This window comes from Pinibacter soli, assembly GCF_029961145.1.
Classification (GTDB): domain Bacteria; phylum Bacteroidota; class Bacteroidia; order Chitinophagales; family Chitinophagaceae; genus Pinibacter; species Pinibacter soli.
Genome location: NZ_JASBRG010000005.1, coordinates 116265 through 133632, shown reverse-complemented (window position 1 = coordinate 133632; position 17368 = coordinate 116265). Strand labels below are relative to the sequence as shown.

16 protein-coding genes and 1 other RNA gene are annotated in these 17368 nt (G+C 41.1%); 14 read left to right on the top strand and 3 right to left on the bottom strand.

The features are described 5' to 3' along the window. The first annotated feature begins 45 nt into the window (after window positions 1–45). From QJ048_RS08090 to hisB, 9 genes are all read left to right on the top strand, one after another. Window positions 46–1326, top strand: coding sequence for a type IX secretion system plug protein (locus tag QJ048_RS08090; protein WP_282333830.1), 1281 nt, complete (start codon window positions 46–48; stop codon window positions 1324–1326). Between the two features lie 183 nt (window positions 1327–1509). Continuing rightward, an RNA gene (ffs, locus tag QJ048_RS08085) (signal recognition particle sRNA small type) lies at window positions 1510–1609 on the top strand. Between the two features lie 117 nt (window positions 1610–1726). Further along, window positions 1727–2377, top strand: coding sequence for a fructose-6-phosphate aldolase (gene fsa / locus QJ048_RS08080; protein ID WP_282333829.1), 651 nt, complete (start codon window positions 1727–1729; stop codon window positions 2375–2377). A gap of 540 nt (window positions 2378–2917) precedes the next feature. Further along, complete coding sequence (gene hisG, locus QJ048_RS08075) at window positions 2918–3781, top strand: ATP phosphoribosyltransferase (RefSeq protein WP_282333828.1); 864 nt, start codon at window positions 2918–2920, stop codon at window positions 3779–3781. A gap of 90 nt (window positions 3782–3871) precedes the next feature. Beyond that, the gene (gene hisD / locus QJ048_RS08070; protein ID WP_282333827.1) at window positions 3872–5152 is read left to right on the top strand and encodes a histidinol dehydrogenase; all 1281 of its coding nucleotides are present in this window, start codon (window positions 3872–3874) and stop codon (window positions 5150–5152) included. A 43-nt stretch (window positions 5153–5195) separates the two neighbouring features. Further along, window positions 5196–6245, top strand: a complete 1050-nt coding sequence (gene hisC, locus QJ048_RS08065) for a histidinol-phosphate transaminase (RefSeq protein ID WP_282333826.1) — start codon at window positions 5196–5198, stop codon at window positions 6243–6245. 172 nt (window positions 6246–6417) lie between these two features. Continuing rightward, complete coding sequence (locus tag QJ048_RS08060) at window positions 6418–7701, top strand: PQQ-dependent sugar dehydrogenase (RefSeq protein ID WP_282333825.1); 1284 nt, start codon at window positions 6418–6420, stop codon at window positions 7699–7701. A 115-nt stretch (window positions 7702–7816) separates the two neighbouring features. Continuing rightward, window positions 7817–8224, top strand: a complete 408-nt coding sequence (locus QJ048_RS08055) for a c-type cytochrome (RefSeq protein WP_282333824.1) — start codon at window positions 7817–7819, stop codon at window positions 8222–8224. A gap of 145 nt (window positions 8225–8369) precedes the next feature. Next, the gene (hisB, locus tag QJ048_RS08050; RefSeq protein WP_282333823.1) at window positions 8370–9512 is read left to right on the top strand and encodes a bifunctional histidinol-phosphatase/imidazoleglycerol-phosphate dehydratase HisB; all 1143 of its coding nucleotides are present in this window, start codon (window positions 8370–8372) and stop codon (window positions 9510–9512) included. 94 nt (window positions 9513–9606) lie between these two features. Here the strand turns inward: hisB and QJ048_RS08045 are convergent, their stop codons facing one another. Continuing rightward, window positions 9607–10410, bottom strand: a complete 804-nt coding sequence (locus tag QJ048_RS08045) for a S1/P1 nuclease (RefSeq protein ID WP_282333822.1) — start codon at window positions 10408–10410, stop codon at window positions 9607–9609. Window positions 10411–10571: 161 nt separating this feature from the next. Between QJ048_RS08045 and QJ048_RS08040 the strand changes: the two genes are divergently transcribed. The 4 genes from QJ048_RS08040 (at window position 10572) to QJ048_RS08025 (ending at window position 14205) form a co-directional block, all read left to right on the top strand. Then, window positions 10572–11885: a flavin monoamine oxidase family protein gene (locus QJ048_RS08040; RefSeq protein ID WP_282334169.1), complete on the top strand. Its 1314-nt coding sequence runs from the start codon at window positions 10572–10574 to the stop codon at window positions 11883–11885. Window positions 11886–12086: 201 nt separating this feature from the next. Beyond that, a complete protein-coding gene (locus tag QJ048_RS08035; protein WP_282333821.1) occupies window positions 12087–13010 on the top strand; it encodes a hypothetical protein in 924 nt (307 codons plus the stop codon). Window positions 13011–13107: 97 nt separating this feature from the next. After that, window positions 13108–13527, top strand: coding sequence for an inner membrane protein YiaA (gene yiaA, locus QJ048_RS08030; RefSeq protein WP_282333820.1), 420 nt, complete (start codon window positions 13108–13110; stop codon window positions 13525–13527). Window positions 13528–13641: 114 nt separating this feature from the next. After that, on the top strand, window positions 13642–14205 hold the full coding sequence (locus QJ048_RS08025) for an REP-associated tyrosine transposase (protein ID WP_282333819.1): 564 nt from the start codon (window positions 13642–13644) through the stop codon (window positions 14203–14205). Window positions 14206–14348: 143 nt separating this feature from the next. Here the strand turns inward: QJ048_RS08025 and QJ048_RS08020 are convergent, their stop codons facing one another. Next, the gene (locus tag QJ048_RS08020) at window positions 14349–15077 is read right to left on the bottom strand and encodes a S1 RNA-binding domain-containing protein (RefSeq protein ID WP_282333818.1); all 729 of its coding nucleotides are present in this window, start codon (window positions 15075–15077) and stop codon (window positions 14349–14351) included. Window positions 15078–15357: 280 nt separating this feature from the next. Beyond that, window positions 15358–16683, bottom strand: a complete 1326-nt coding sequence (gene ahcY / locus QJ048_RS08015; RefSeq protein ID WP_282333817.1) for an adenosylhomocysteinase — start codon at window positions 16681–16683, stop codon at window positions 15358–15360. 146 nt (window positions 16684–16829) lie between these two features. Between ahcY and QJ048_RS08010 the strand changes: the two genes are divergently transcribed. After that, window positions 16830–17330, top strand: a complete 501-nt coding sequence (locus QJ048_RS08010) for an Lrp/AsnC family transcriptional regulator (protein WP_282333816.1) — start codon at window positions 16830–16832, stop codon at window positions 17328–17330. Window positions 17331–17368 lie beyond the last annotated feature (38 nt).

Genomic DNA, 17368 nt, shown 5'->3' with positions numbered 1-17368 from the left:
TCCACTCTCAATTCTTCACTCTCCACTATTACTTATCTTGCGTTTATGAAAAAACTGATCCTATTGTTTGCCATTATTTGCGGTATTGGTGATTGTGTGCTTGCGCAACCGGAATACACTTATGTGGACAATATCAAGAACATAAAACTATATCCTTACGGAAATCAAATTGGTTATCCCATCCTTGGCTTGAACAGCGGAGATAAAATGGAACTGCATTTTGATGATCTGGATGGGGGAGTGGGCGATTATTCTTACACTTATCAGCTGTGTAATGCCGACTGGACGCCGGCTATGCTTGGTCAGCTTGACTTTATAAGAGGTTTTGTATCAAACAGGTTGCTGACCTATCGCAACTCGTCAGTTTCACTTACAAAATATACGCACTATCAGGCCGTTCTTCCGGAAAATAACAGTGCTCCATCCCGTTCGGGAAATTATCTTTTGAAAGTGTATGCCAACGGTGATACGTCGCAGTTGCTTTTTACAAGAAGATTTTTGGTGGTAGACACGAAAGCCGCTGCGATTGTACAGGTGCAACAACCTTTCAATGGGCAGTATTTCACTACACATCAAAAAATTCAACTAACAGTAAATACCAAAGCACTCGATCTCGTAAATCCGATGCAGCAAGTGAAAGTTTGCATTCTCCAGAACAACCGCTGGGACAATGCTGTCGTCAATATCAAGCCCACTTTTATTCGTCAGAATGAGCTTGCCTACAATACTGAAGAAGATTGCGTATTCCCTGGTGGCCGCGAGTGGCGCTGGCTTGATCTGCGCAGTTTCCGCCTGCAGAGTGATCGGGTAACGCACGCCGATTACCGCAAAGATGGAACCGATATTTACGTGAAAACCGATCTTGACAGAGAAAAACAGCCATTCCTGTATTATCAGGATAATAATGGGCGATTTTATAACGATGTAACAGAAAGCGTGAATTATTTGTGGCAGGCAGATTACGCCAAAGTGAACTTTAGTTTCCGCACTCCTGATGGACATCCATTTGACGGCCGTGACCTGTATCTTTTGGGTGAGTTGACCAATTATGGCTTGGATCCTGAAGCCAAAATGGTTTACAATGCAGACAAGGGTTTGTATGAAACCTCACTATTCTTAAAGCAGGGCTATTATGATTACTCTTACATAACTGTTGACAAGAAAAAGCCCAAAGCCGATTTCAGCAATACAGAAGGAAATTACTGGGATACAGAAAATAACTATACCATTCTTGTGTACTATCGCTCTTTAAACGACCGTGCCGACGAACTCGTGGATGTGACGCAGGTGAATTCGCTGAGTGGAAGACAAGGATATTCGAATTAATAATTAATAATTAAGAATTAATAGGTGTCGCCGTGACACAAAATAGGACAGATCTGCATTTCATAGATTTTCGGCCCTTTTCATTACTAATTATTAATTATTAATTTTCTTTCCCACGCATATCAGAAAAAAATATTTGCAAAACTTCATCAAAAAATAATCCTCATTCCCCTATCTTTGCGCCGGCAGGTCTTACACGACCAGCTCCTACTGAACTCCCCCAGGGCCGGAAGGCAGCAAGGGTAGGTGGTTGTAGCGGTGCGATGTGAGTAGCCTGCCATTTTTTATTTTCTCTGTGTTGACTAACTGCTAATAATTTTTTTCCGTTTTTGCTTATCTTCATACCCCAATTTATTAGCACATTGTATTAAGCTCTTGATTAAACAAACTATATACTACCATGAAATTTTTTATTGATACCGCTAACCTGGCGCAAATCAAAGAAGCTCACGACCTTGGTATTCTTGACGGTGTTACTACCAATCCATCTTTAATGGCGAAAGAAGGCATTAAAGGTGAAGAAGCCATTATCAACCACTACAAAACTATCTGCGAAATAGTAGACGGTGATATCAGTGCTGAAGTGCTTTCTACTGAATTCAACGCAATTATTGCAGAAGGACAAAAATTAGCAGCTATTCACCCGAACATCGTGGTGAAAGTTCCAATGATAAAAGACGGTGTTAAAGCGATCAAATGGTTTACTGACAACGGTATCCGTACAAACTGTACTTTGGTGTTCTCTGCAGGTCAGGCTATTTTGGCTGCAAAAGCAGGTGCTGCAATGGTTTCTCCATTCATCGGCCGTATCGACGACAGCAACTGGGATGGCGTAGAGTTAATTGCTCAAATCGCAAACATCTTCTCCATCCAGGGGTATAAAACTGAAATTTTGGCTGCATCTATCCGTAGCTCTTTGCACATCGTAAAATGTGCTGAAGCTGGTGCAGACATTTGCACTTGCCCGCTTGATCCAATCTTAGGCATGTTGAAACATCCTTTGACTGACATTGGTCTTGCAAAATTCCTCGAAGACGCAAAGAAAATGTAATCAATACATACATCTCAATTTCTGGAAAGGCGCTGCAACTGCAGCGTCTTTTTTATTGCATGCATGTTTCACGCGAAGGCGCAAAGGGAGAACCAAGGGTGCAAAGAGTTGCTGGTTCACGCAGTGAAAGCAACGGAGCTGCGAATCTAAGAATGTTGAGTCTCCATTTGAGCCTTGATTTAACTCCCTTGCGACGCTCCGTTCAACAGAAGTAATGCTATTCAGCTATAGTGAGTGTCGTATCAAACGCTTGGCCACCTCGCTGCTCCGTTGCGTTCGCCGCGTGAAATCCTTCGCGTCCTTTGTTTTCCCTTTGCGCCTTTGCGTGAAAATTCATTCAAAAAAAACTTTGGTTCTTTAAATGAATCCACTAAATTTGCGTCACAATTATGAAAATCAACATACATATCCATCATCATCATTTTATCTCCAACGGGTAAGCCGATGATGTTGTTATGTATCTAAACGAATAAAACAAACAGAGAAGGGCTTACAAATGTGAGCCCTTTTTTTATTTTAAGCTTCTTTCAAACAGTCATTATGAGCCAGACAAAACTTAGGATTGCCATTCAGAAATCAGGAAGATTGTACGAGGATTCGGTAAAACTTCTTGCCGAATGCGGAATTGATCTTCGCAACGTAAAGGACCGTCTGAAAACAGAGTCGGACAATTTTCCACTCGAAGTTTTCTTTTTACGCGACGATGATATTCCTCAATATGTAGAAGACGGCGTGGCAGATATTGGCATCGTAGGTGAAAATGTGCTTTACGAAAAAAACAAACAAACCACCATTGTAGAACAACTTGGTTTTGGTAAATGCCGCCTGGCGATCGCCGTTCCACGAGGCCAGGAATATGAGAGCGTAAAAGCGTTGGAAGGCAAACGCATTGCAACAAGCTATCCTTTCCTCACAAAACAATTTTTGAACGACAATAATGTAAATGCCGAAATACACGAGATCAGCGGATCTGTAGAAATAGCACCCGGCATAGGTTTGGCCGATGTTGTTTGCGACCTCGTAAGCAGTGGCTCTACACTTTTCATGAATGGTTTGAAAGAGGTGGAAACCATTTTGCAATCGCAGTCAGTTTTAATCAAGAACAATAAACTCAACGAAGCACAACAGCAGCTGTTGAAAAAACTCGTGTTTCGTATTCAGGCGGTGAAAAAAGCAAAGCGCACAAAATACGTTCTGCTCAATGCGCCGAACGATAAACTGAAAGAGATCATCGCGTTGTTGCCCGGTATGAAAAGCCCGACTGTATTGCCTTTGGCGCAGGAAGGCTGGAGCTCTGTACACAGTGTGTTGAGTGAAGATACTTTCTGGGACATTATCGAACAGCTGAAAGATAAAGGCGCACAAGGCATATTGGTAGTGCCAATTGAAAAAATGATCATTTAATCCAATGGAGAATTGAAAGTTGAAAGTTGAAAATGCTTTCAGCGTCGACTTCGTTTTCAATTTTCAATTTTCAATTTTCAATTTATTGAAATGAAGACTATACAATTTCCCAACCGCTCCGAATGGTCAACCTTGCTACAACGCCCTGCGTTGGATAATACTTCGCTGGAAGCAACGGTAAAGAAAGTGTTGGATGAAGTGAAAGAGCGCGGAGACGAAGCGGTACAACAATACACAAAACAGTTTGATGGTGTTGAATTAAAAGCCATCAAAACAGAAGCGAATGAATTTGCAGAAGCGACAAATTTGTTGACGGCAGAATTAAAAGAAGCCATTCAACTTGCTGCAAAGAACATTGAAGCGTTTCACGGCAAGCAATTATCAGCAGTTGAAATAATTGAAACAATGCCCGGCGTACAATGCTGGCGCAAAAGCGTAGGCATTGAAAAAGTGGGACTTTACATTCCCGGAGGTACAGCACCTTTGTTTTCAACTATCTTAATGCTTGGTATTCCTGCTAAACTGGCTGGCTGCGGAGAAATTATTTTGTGCTCACCACCAAACAAAGAAGGGAAGCTGCATCCGGCAATATTATATGCGGCACAATTGGCAGGCATTACTAATGTTTTTAAAGTTGGCGGTGTTCAGGCAATTGGTGCAATGGCCTATGGAACCTCAACGATTTCAAAAGTTTATAAAATATTTGGTCCCGGCAATCAATACGTAACCTGTGCGAAACAACTGATACAAAAAGACGGAGTCGCCATAGACATGCCTGCGGGCCCCAGTGAAGTGTGTGTGCTAGCCGATGCATCCGCAAACGCTGCTTTTGTAGCGGCTGATTTGCTTTCACAAGCAGAACACGGTACAGATAGCCAGGTGCTGCTCGTAACGACGGACAATTCATTTGTTGAAAAAGTACAACAGGAGCTGGATACACAGTTAGCTGTTCTGCCAAGAAAGGACCTTGCAGCCAAAGCGCTTGAAAACAGCACAGCAATTGTTGTAAAACATATCGAAGAAGCCATTGATCTTGTAAATGAATACGCTGCGGAACACCTTATCATTGCTTGCGAAAATGATGAAGCAATTGCTGCAAAAATCATTAATGCAGGCTCCATTTTTCTCGGAAATTATTCTCCGGAAAGTGTAGGCGATTATGCAAGCGGCACCAACCACACGTTGCCTACAAACGGCTATGCACGTGCATATAGCGGCGTAAGTGTAGATAGTTTTGTCAAGAAAATTACGTATCAAAAATTAAGCAGAGATGGACTGCATCGAATCGGCAGAGCAGTTGAGCTTATGGCAACAGCGGAAGGGTTGGATGCGCATAAGAATGCAGTAACCGTAAGGCTAATTGAAAATTGAAAATGATTTTTCTACTACTATTAACAACCATCAACAAATAACTATGTTCGATCTCAATAATCTCCTCAGAGAAAATATAAAAAAATTAGTGCCTTATTCATCTGCAAGAGATGAGTTCAAAGGCGAAGCAAAAATATTTTTAGACGCCAACGAAAACAGTTACGGCTCTCCATTGATCAAATGGTATAACCGTTATCCCGATCCTTTACAAATAAAGGTGAAAGAAAAATTGCAGCAGATCAAAGGGCTTCCGGTCGAAAATATGTTCATCGGAAATGGCAGCGACGAGTGTATTGATATTTTGTACAGGGCGCTATGCAATCCGGGAAAAGACAACGTTATCATTTGCCCGCCAACATACGGCATGTATGAAGTAAGCGCCAACATCAACGATGTGGAAGTGCGCAAGGCTCGCTTGCTGGATAATTTCCAGCTTGACCTCGTTCACCTTGAAACCCTTGTTGATGCCAACACAAAGATCATCTGGCTTTGTTCTCCAAATAATCCAACCGGAAATTCTTTGGATAGGGAAGATGTAGAAATTGTACTCAACAACTTTCCCGGCCTCGTTGTGATAGACGAAGCCTACATCAATTTTTCCCGCTACCGCTCATTTGTGCAAGAGCTGAGCGAATACCCAAATCTTTTGGTAATGCAAACCCTCAGCAAAGCATGGGGCTTGGCAGCATTGCGTGTCGGTATGGCTTTTGCATCACAGGAAATTATCGAGGTGATGAACAAGATCAAGCCTCCTTACAACATCAACCAAGCTTCGCAGGAATTGGTTTTGAAAGCTTTGGATGAAGTGGAGCAGGTAAACGAAATGATCCGCACCATTGTGCAGCAGCGTGAAGCAGTGGTTGCAAAACTGGGGCAACTGCCTATCGTTCAAAAAATTTATCCAAGTGACGCCAATTTCATTTTGGTAAAAGTAAACGACGCAAAAGGCACGTATAACTTCTTACTCGAAGAAGGAATTGTTGTTCGCGACAGAAGCAAAGTAGAATTGTGCGAAGGATGTTTGCGTATAACGATTGGAACGGAGGAGGAGAATGCGGCGTTGTTGGAGAGACTGAGAGAAATTAATAATTAATAATTAAGAATTAATAGGTGCAGCTACCTTGATAAGTATTGTAACCTTTTTTTTGAACAAAGTTTAGCACGGCACGGATCGACCGCCATATTAATTATTAATTGATTTGCCTTTCGTGTAAACAATGTTTCACTTTCAATATTTTACTTTTACCTTACCAAAAATTAACACCATGTCTATTTTTCGACAATCATTTTATTGTTTGATGGCGTGCTTGCTCACTTTGAGCGCTTGCGCCGGCGATACAACAAAGGTAGCAACGAATGGCCCTGTACCTGATCCGGACAATGGCGGCATTAAATTGCCAGCAGGTTTTGGCGGTCAGATAGTAGCCGACAAAGTTGGTAGAGTTCGTCACATTTTTGTGAACAGTAACGGTGATCTATACGCTAAACTAGAGAAATTAAAAGACGGTAAAGGCATAGTGAGATTGCGCGATAAAAATGGCGATGGTAAATTCGACGAAACAGTTGGATTCGGTAATTTCATTGGAACCGGCATGGCGATTAAAAACGGTTATTTATACGCTTCCTCTAATACGGAAGTTTTTCGCTATAAATTAGATGAAAAGAATGAAGTACCAGATGGCGCACAACCGGAGAAGATCATCACTGGTTTGTGGGATCACCATCAGCATGAAGCAAAGCCTTTTACTTTAGATAACAACGGCAATATTTACGTAACAATCGGTGCACCTTCAAACTGTTGCCAGGTGCAGGATAGAGTAAAGGGGTCTCCGGGGCAATCACCTTGTCCGATACTGGATTCAGCAGGTGGCATTTGGCAGTTTAAAGTTGATAAAACAAATCAAAGCTATGCAGAAGGCGTTCGATACGCAACAGGTTTGCGCAACGTAATGGGACTTGATTGGAACACTGCTGTAAACAGCTTGTATGTAACACAACATGGCCGCGACCAGTTGTTCCAATTCTATCCTGAAATGTATAGTCAAAAAGAAGGAGCTGAAAATCCTTCAGAAGAAATGTTCAAAGTGAAATTGGGATCAGACTGTGGATGGCCGTATTGCTACTATGACTATACAAAAAAACAAAAAGTATTGAATCCTGAATACGGTGGCGACCGCACAAAAGCAGGCGACTGCGGAAGCAAAGAACAATCCATCGTTCAGTTTCCTGGTCACCTCGCGCCAAACGATCTGTTGTTTTACACCGGCGACATGTTCCCTGAGAAATATAAGAACGGCGCGTTCATCGCATTTCACGGATCATGGAACCGCGCTCCGGAACCCCAGGCTGGTTTCTTTGTAGTGTTTGTTCCTTTTGGTAAAGATGGTATGCCAAACGGCAACTGGGATGTATTTGCAGATGGTTTCGCTGGCGCAGATATTAACAAAGCTGCGTATCGTCCATGCGGATTGGCGCAAGGCCCTGACGGATCATTGTACATTTCCGATGACAACCAGGGAAGAATTTGGAGAATAACATATAAGAAATAAAACCGAAATACTTAAAGTCAAAATTCAAAAATTCAAAAGTCAAAAGGGTTGCTCCTGATTTTAGCACGCTGCTACTTTTTTGACTTTTGACTTTTGAATTTTTAATTGAATCGTAATGAAACTTATTGTAGGAATTTTTTGCTTACTGGCTCTTTCACTGTGCGCATTCACCCTACCCCAGCAGTCTGGCTTAAAGGCATCAAAAGATCGCGGTAAAATTGTGTACGACACATACTGCCTTGCCTGCCACATGCAGGATGGCGGCGGTGCGCCACGCATGAACCCGCCTTTGATCAAAACGAAATTTGTATTGGGCGACAAGAAAAAACTTATTGGCATTGTAATGAATGGTCTTTCTGGCGTGGAAGTGGAAGGCGAAGATTACAGCAACGTAATGGCGCCACACAATTTTTTAACCGATCAGCAAATCGCAGATGTCCTTACCTATGTACGAAACAGCTTTGGCAACAAGGCTTCTGCGGTAACAGTGGCAGAGGTTAAAGCCGCAAGACCGAAGAAATAACTGAATGATTGAATAACTGAGTGCTAAAGGTCTACGTGACTAATCGAGTATAAACTTCAGTTATTCAATTATTCAGTTATTCAGTCACCAAGCATTATCGCAAACCTATTTTTACTTTTTATTTTTAACTTTTTAGTTTCTCTCCATGAAGCCTATTCTCTTTATAGATCGTGATGGAACGCTTATAAACGAGGCGCCGCCTACTTATCAGCTTGATTCGTTTGACAAACTGACTTTTTATCCGAAGATGTTTGAATTTATGGGACGCATTGCCCGTGAGCTGGATTATGAACTGGTGATGGTAACAAACCAGGATGGTTTGGGAACGCCGGTTTTTCCCGAAGACACTTTTTGGCCGTTGCATAATTTTGTGATGAAAAGCTTGGAAGGAGAAGGCATTCATTTCTCGAAAGTGCACATCGACAAAACTTTTCCTGCCGACAATGCGCCAACACGCAAACCAGGCACAGGAATGCTGACAGAGTATTTGAACAATCCTGCTTACGACATTGCTAATTCATTTGTAATAGGTGATAGGATAACAGATGTACAACTGGCGAAAAACCTTGGCTGTAAAGCGATCTGGCTAAATGAAGATGCGAATTTGGGCGGAGCTGAAATAAATGATAAAGCGGAAGATCTTCGCAAAACAACGGTTGCGTTGGAATCAACCGACTGGAGTAAGATCTATGAGTTTTTAAAACTTGGTCAGCGGGTTGTTACACACGACCGCAACACAAGCGAAACAAAAATTCATGTAGAAGTAAACCTTGACGGAAGCGGCAAAGCAAACATCGCTACAGGCCTTGGTTTTTTTGATCACATGCTGGATCAAATCGCAAGACATGGAAAAATGGATCTCAACATTGTAACAAAAGGCGATCTGCACATAGATGAACACCACACGATAGAAGATACCGGCATTGCACTTGGAGAAGCATTTGCGCAAGCTCTTACCGACAAACGCGGAATGGAAAGATATGGTTTTGCTTTACCAATGGATGAAGCTGAAGCCAAGGTTCTGATTGATTTTGGCGGAAGAAACTGGCTCGTTTGGAATGCGGAATTCAAGAGAGAAAAAATAGGAGAGATGCCAACTGAAATGTTTTTTCATTTCTTTAAATCGTTCAGCGATGCGGCTAAATGTAACCTGAATATCGAATGTAAAGGATACAACGAGCATCATAAGATAGAAGCCATCTTTAAGGCCTTCGCAAAAGCAATAAAAATGGCCATTAAACGGGATCCGCTAAGCAATTATTTGCCAAGCACGAAAGGGGTGCTTTAGGAGTTGAAAATTGAAAGTTGAAAATGGTAGAGGCGAATCGAATTCGCCTCTAATAAAAGAAATTCATTTTCAATTTTCGACTTTCAATTTTCAATTAAAACGACTCGTTGATCAATTTCGCTAATCTCAAACCTCCTTTCAATAACTGATCATCAAGATCCTTCTGGAAAATATAGTTGTATTTATAGCCGAGTTTGGCTTCCGCTGGAGATTGAGCATATACTTTGTCAGATAGTACATGTGATTCGAAGAACCAGTCATCTAAAGATGTGCCGGTGTAAGCGTTCATTGAATCCTTAGCTGCCACATCAAGTGCAGATGCATATTCTGTGTAGCTGTACTGGGAAAAATCTACAAGTTTAGTGTCCCAAACAGAATGCAGGTTTGTTTTTTCGTTGAACCAGTAAACTGAAATTTTATTTCCACCCTGATCTTCATCTCTTCCTACGTGCAAAGGCTGGTGAAGATCGCCCACCAAATGTATCAACATAATAAGCGCCATTCTTCTTTTTTCAATTGGTAAAGCTTTGTCACTCAATTCGTGCTGCATCGCCTGAATTTGCGTGTAGAGGTTTTCTCCCGGCATGCGGTGAATCGTGTTTACAAAAGAATCCTTTGCAATATTTCCCGGAAGATCAACATAATGCCACTTGGAAATCTGGTCATAAGCGTGGGTAGTATCGGATTTTATAAAGTCCGCCCAGTTTGCCCAATAAGCAAGGCTTTGATCGCCAATCAGTTTTTTTATTTCAGCTTTTGCTTTTTTGGATAAGTGGCGCTGCGCAATTTCTGCCACTACTCTGTGTCCTGTTACGCCCCAGGCAAAAGTGTATTGAAAGGCAAAAATTGCTATAGTCAGCATACAGATTTTCAAACCGGTAAAGGAGTGTTTCTTCATGTTGTATGTTTTAGATAATAAGTGGCAAATTTCAGGTAAACAAATTAACTATAAAAGAAGTTTTTGTTAACTGCCGTTTGTGAACAAATTGCCTTGTTAAACCGTATTAATTTAGTTGAGTGTTGTTGGTTGTTAGACGAAGCGGTTGAACACCAAGCCAAATAACTAACAACCAACAACTCCTTAAGGAACGAAATTCGCAACAGAAAAGCACTATGAACCAACAGATAATCATTATTGGAGCTGGGGCTTCCGGTTTAATGGCCGCGTATGAGCTTGCGAAAGCAAGGCAAAAAGTAATTGTACTGGAGGCATCTGAGCGCATAGGGGGAAGGATGTATACTGCAGTTTGTGATGGCTTTGAGCAGCCGCTTGAACTAGGCGCAGAGTTTGTACATGGCGAGCAGCCTATTACACTGGCACTTTTAAAAGAAGCCGGCGTTGCTTACAAACCGGTGAAAGGTAAAATGCTTAATAATCGCAAAGGAAAATGGAGTACTCAGGGTGAAATGATCCCCGACTGGGATGGCATTATACAAAAGATGGATAGTCTTAACGAGGATATGACGCTCGCTGCATTTCTTCAGAAGCATTATAGCGACGACCAACACATGGAGTTGCGATTTATCATTCAGGATTTTGCCGAAGGATTTGATTTGGCAGATATAGCCCAGGCAAGTGTTTTCGCATTAAAAGCAGAATGGGAAAATGAGCATGGCCAGCAATACAGGATCGCGGGAGGGTATCGCAAACTTGCAGAACATTTGCATCATTTAATTGAAAAGTACGGCGGAAAAATACATCATAACACAGCTGTAAATGAAGTGAAATGGATGGAAAATGAAGTAACGGTTTTTACGGCTGACGGACAACAATTTGAGGGAACCAAACTCGTTGTTACGGTGTCGCCTCGCGTTTTGCAGGATGTAAAAATAAAGTTCAATCCGGCGCTGGACGGTTATTTGAACGATTTGTCACAAATTGGATTCGGATCTGTGATCAAGGTTTTCTTACAGTTTGAAGAACCATTTTGGCAAGAGCATGAAAAGAACACGGGCTTTGTAGTGAGCGATCAGAATATACCAACGTGGTGGACGCAGTCCGATAAAGAAAATTGTTTGCTAACCGGTTGGCTCGGCGGTCCTGAGGTAATGCCATTGATTACTGTTTCGGAGGAAGAGATTATAGATATGGGACTTCAATCACTGTCTAATATTTACGGCATCGAAAAAAAGAAACTGCGAACTATACTTGTGGCATCGAAGGCAATACATTGGACAAAAGAAGAGTGGAGTATGGGAGGCTACAGCTATAGCACATTGCAAAGCGAGACAGTGAGAAAATTATTAAGAATGCCTCTTGACAATACGATCTTTTTTGCCGGTGAAGCGTTATATGAAGGTCGCGCACCCGGTACCGTAGAAGCGGCACTGGTGAATGGGCAGGAAACGGCCCGGAAAATACTTCAATCGTAGTTAGGTTAAAATAGAAATTTAAAAGTAAAAATTCAAAAGAGAACACGCCGATAATTCGAGACTTTTTTGACTTCTGACTTCTTTCAATTGCCCCAATAATTAACCCAAATTTATTGTTGCTGAAATATTGAAATAACGTACCGCAAATATTTTCAGTGCCTCAATTACGCAAGGAACATTAATTGATGTAATACTGAAAGTATGTGTATAAAATTTTCGATACTGTTTATTGCAATCTCATTTTTTGCTGTCCAAACCAAAGCACAGGATGACGGTGGATTCATGACCGGAAGATACTTGAATACAGCGTTGAGAGAGGTTTCGGGAATGGCTGCGTCAAGAGTGCATCCCAATACGTTTTATGTTCATAATGACAGTGGTGATACGAGTCGTTTTTTTGCGGTGAATGAAAAAGGAGAATTGAAGGGAATCTATTATTTCAAAGGCGACGAAGTTTCGTTTTCAGGGGTGAATGATTGCGAAGATATTACAATTGGTTCTGGGCCGGACGCAGGCAAGGAATACATTTACCTCGCAGATATCGGCGACAATGCCGCAAGAAGATTAGATGTCCGGATTTTCAGAATAGAAGAGCCTGGTGCGGATTCGGGAGTTGTAAAAACAGTCGGTTCGCAAATGTTTACACTCACCTATCCAAATGGTGCACAGGATGCTGAGACCATAATGATTGATCCCACAGAAAGGTTGCTGTATATCGTTTCCAAGAGACAAGATTCTGTTATTGTGTACACGGCACCACTTGATCTGAACGATAAAAAGACTTACATGCTGCGTGAAGTTTGCAAATTGTATTTTGATGGAAAGAAAAAAGAAAAATGGATCGTTTCCGGAAGCATTTCAAGAGACGGCAAACAGGTAATGCTAAAGAGTATGAAAAAGGTTTATTACTGGCAGAGACAAGGCAATGAGTCCATTTACAAAACAATGCAACGTACGCCTCTTGAACTATCTTATACACAACACGGACAAGAAGAGGCAATTTGTTTTTCACCTGATGGTAAGAGTTACTTTATAACAGGCGAAGGCGAACATGCCGGCATTTATCACTACGATATTTCTACACAAGAACTTGCCAGAAGAATAGCTTTATTGCAAAGAAAATAGTTGTTACACGAAACGTTAATTTAGGTTCTCGTTTATACATCATATTGGCGGTTCGCATATTTTTAATCCGTTTTTATTCCTAACCTAAATTGCGTTTATGCAAAAACCGTCTATCGCGTTTGTTTCGGCCTCATGGGTTGCATTATTTATTGGTGTGCTGGGTTTTAATATTGGTCTTTGGAACTCCGGCATGCAGCTAAATGAAAAAGGCTATTACTTCACTGTTTTAATGTACGCATTGTTCTCCGCGGTATCTGTTCAAAAATGTGTACGCGATAAATTAGAAAATATTCCTGTTACAGAAATCTACTACGGATTAAGTTGGTTTTCGATCCTCCTGACGATGGTCCTGTTGATCGTTGGTTTGTGGAATGCTACATTGCTTCCAAGCGAGAAAGGTTTTTATGCGTTTGCATTCTTGCTTAGCGTATTCGGCGCCATTGCTGTGCAAAAGAATACAAGGGATGCGAAAGCAGCAGTGAAAGCAATGGTGGGTGATGATAAGAAGAATTTTTAGAAGCTGCAACCTGTAATCCTGTGATCAAGTCTATTAGGTGCTCTGCAAGGCTTCCAGCCTTGCAGCCTTATACTGTCGCCTCTGGCGACAAAATGTTTTAACACCTTATACCTTATGAAAAATATGTTTACAGAAGGATTTAGAATCCGCGATCAATTCGCAACCCATTTTCTCACATTTACAGTTGAAGGTTGGATAGATATTTTTTCGCGACAACGCTACCGTGATATTATCCTGGAAAGCTTTAAATTTTGCATCGCCAAAAAAGGCCTGCGACTACATGCTTACGTGATTATGTCAAATCATGTGCATGTCATTTGGACCGCTACTGAAAAATCGCTCAGCGATGTTATGCGTGATTTCAAAACATTCACCAGCAAAGAAATTTTGAGATCGATTGCAGATAAAGGAGAAGTCGAAAGCAGGCGTGAGTGGTTGTTATATATGTTTGAATTCTTTGGAAAAAGAACCAACGCGAATGATAAATACAAGTTATGGTCAGGCAACAATCATCCTGAAATAATACATAGCTTCGATTTTATGAAGACCAAGCTTGATTACATTCATAACAATCCGGTGAGGGCAGCCCTTGTGCAGAATCCATCGGATTATTTGTATAGTAGCGCCTCCAATTATGAAGGAAAAAGAGGGCTAATAGAAGTGGACTTGCTGCATTGAAGTTGCCAAAGGCAACAGTATAAATCTGCAAGGCTACAAGCCTTGCAGAGCTGCCTGCTGTTTTTAACTTCTTGATGATTTTTATTTTCAGATCAAAAAAATCTTGACAAATCATGACGATCATGAAAATCTGCGTTCTGTTGTTAATTCAGTCTTTCCACCACAATGCGCATCGGACTTAAATAGCTAATGCGCACTTTTATTTTGTCACCTTCTTTAGGTAATTGTTTTTCATCTGCCTCTGCTACAGGCAATTTCCCCTGAATATTTTCGCCAACGATATTTACATAAATGCCGTGTTGTGTTACCTTAAATACAGGAGCTTCTATAACAGCCTTGTTTTTGTAAAGTTGCTGAGCTGTTTTAAACTCGGGAATGTAATGTGGTTTAAACAGGCGCGCAGTAACCTTTTCAGGGTTTTCTATATTGTCTAAGGAAAATAATATGTGTTCGTTGACGAATTGTGAAGATGGCTCATGTTCCCATGGAGAAAGAACAAGCGGAAAGAAAAAATGGGTGCTCGTTTCTTTTACAAAGAGTTTACCGTCTACTTCTTTCAAATACCCTACTAATTTATTGTCAAGCGATGCCTTGTAAAGAACATTGGCCAGTTCATTGTTAGTAATATACTGGACTTTCGTAGCAACCATTTTATCGCCACGCGGAGATTTATCAATCACAAAACTCACTTCATCACCCACGTGAAAGTGGTGGATTTTTTTTATCAGCTTAAGTTCCTTCAACTTTTTTTGCTCGAATTCCGATACAATGCCGTTAATGGATTTCTTCTTTCCATTCACCATATATTCGATCGTAGCATACTGTTTGTCGTGCTGAATAAAACTGATTTTCCCTCTTGTTGCTGTACTCATGATAACATTTGATAGCGTCAAAGATAGATTAATAAATTTAGTGACACAGCTAGCTTTTAGCACACAGATGACACTGATTGGACTGATTCGCACGGATTTTTCGTTAACTGACTAAACTTATGGATTAATGATAAGGCCTCTATTAAACTTAAAGTTTCAGTTATTCAGTTATTAAAAAAAAACAGTGTAAATCAGTCCAATCAGTGTCATCTGCGTGCTATAATAAAAAAGCCGCTCCAAAAAATGAAGCGGCTCATATTCATCAAAAAACAAAGCTCTCTTAGTAACGGTAGTGCTCTGGTTTGAACGGACCTTCTTTAGGAATACCCAGGTAAGAAGCCTGTGCATCAGAAAGTTCATCCAATTCAACCGCGATTTTTGGAAGGTGCAAACGAGCAACTTTCTCATCAAGGTGTTTTGGTAACACATATACTTTGTTCTCGTAGTTTGAGCTGTTTGTCCACAGTTCAATTTGAGCCAAAGTTTGGTTAGTGAATGAGTTACTCATTACAAATGATGGGTGACCTGTAGCGCAACCAAGGTTAACAAGGCGGCCTTCAGCCAAAAGAATGATGTCTTTACCATCAACGTTGTAAATATCAACCTGAGGTTTAACTGTATCTTTTGTGTGACCATAGTTTGTATTCAACCAAGCAACGTCGATTTCGATATCGAAGTGACCGATGTTACAAACGATGGTTTTATCTTTCATCAGTTTGAAATGCTCGCCAGTGATGATGTCGCGGCAACCTGTAGTAGTAACAACGATATCAGCTTCTTTAATAGCAGTAGTCATTTTCTTAACTGCGAAACCGTCCATAGCAGCTTGCAAAGCACAGATAGGATCGATCTCTGTAACGATCACGCGGCAACCTGCACCAGCAAGAGAAGCAGCGGAACCTTTACCCACATCACCGTAACCTGCAACTACAGCCACTTTACCAGCCAACATAACGTCAGTAGCACGACGGATAGCGTCAACCAAAGATTCTTTACAACCGTATTTGTTGTCGAATTTAGATTTAGTTACAGAGTCGTTTACGTTGATCGCAGGAATAGGCAAAGTACCTTTCGCCATTCTCTCGTACAAACGGTGAACACCAGTTGTAGTTTCTTCACTCAGACCTTTAATGTTCTGGATCAGTTCTGGGTATTTATCAAACACGATGTTTGTCAAATCACCACCATCATCAAGGATCATATTCAAAGGACGATCAGCTGCGCCAAAGAACAAAGTTTGCTCAATGCACCAGTCAGCTTCTTCCAAAGACTGGCCTTTCCATGCAAATACGCCGATACCTGCAGCAGCAATAGCAGCAGCAGCGTGATCTTGCGTAGAGAAAATGTTGCAAGAGCTCCATTTAACTTCTGCACCAAGAGCGATCAAAGTTTCGATTAACACGGCAGTTTGAATTGTCATGTGCAAACAACCAGCAACACGTGCACCTTTCAAAGGCTGAGAAGCACCGTATTCTGCTCTTAAAGACATCAAACCTGGCATTTCTGCTTCTGCAAGTCTGATTTCTTTGCGGCCCCATTCTGCAAGGCTCATGTCAGCAACCTTATTCTTAAGGCTGAAGTCGATGGTAGATGAAATTGTAGACATATCTTTTTTATTTTGTTAGTGTCTTTTTTTAAAAAACGAACAACGTGCAAAGCTATACTTTGCAGGATAAAATAATGTCTGATATGTCAAAAACAGAAAAAATGCCCTGAATTTAATATTTTTGAAGAACAAATACGCAGTTTGACATGGAAGAAAAGAAAGAAAAAGAAGATTTAACTACCCAGAATCTTGTCCTCGATGAAAAGGACATGTCGATCCTTCGTTTGCTGCAGGAAAATGCAAAGATAACGGTACGCGAAATATCCAATTTGGTCCATTTAAGCCCAACGCCTGTCCACGATAGGATAAAGCGAATGGAGGATGCAGGAGTGATTAAACAATATGTGACTTTGGTGGATCAGGCAAAAGTAAAAAGAGGGCTGATGGTTATTTGCTATGTGTCATTAAAACAACACAGTAAAAAGGCGGGAACTATTTTCATCAAAGCTATACAAGAGCTTCACGAAGTGATAGAATGCTACAACATCTCGGGCGAATTTGACTTCATGCTAAAAGTTGCAGTCGAAAACATGGATGCGTACTACAATTTCCATGTAAACAAATTAAGCAATATCGACAACGTGGGCCAAACGCAGAGTGTGTTTGTGATGGGCGTGATTAAGCAAACGCATAAATTGGTGTATTGAATAACTGAGTAACTGAATAATTGAATAAACTTGCGCTA